The organism is Bartonella vinsonii subsp. vinsonii (assembly GCF_902825235.1).
GTDB lineage: Bacteria > Pseudomonadota > Alphaproteobacteria > Rhizobiales > Rhizobiaceae > Bartonella > Bartonella vinsonii.
In genome coordinates, this window is sequence record NZ_CADEAJ010000114.1 from 1 (window position 1) to 206 (window position 206).

1 pseudogene is annotated in these 206 nt (G+C 49.0%); it reads left to right on the top strand.

What is annotated here, in order from left to right:
* Positions 1 to 16: 16 nt before the first annotated feature.
* Positions 17 to 206, top strand: a pseudogene (locus J7R12_RS08865) (AAA family ATPase); the annotation flags it as partial.

Here is a 206-nt window from a genome sequence, read left to right on the forward strand (position 1 = left end):
AGCGCGGCGCATTGGCATGCCGGATGGAACGTTTTCGCAATGGTATGCGGGCAGTTATGCAGGGCAATTGGGTAAGCAAAATGCGAAGGTTCAACAATGGGTTGAGGTTTTAAAGGAAACGGCGGGGTTTTTGGAGAAGATCCCTGAAAAGCCAGCCTTTCAGAGGAATCGAATTGCCAGTGAGATCATTGACACTTTAACACTGG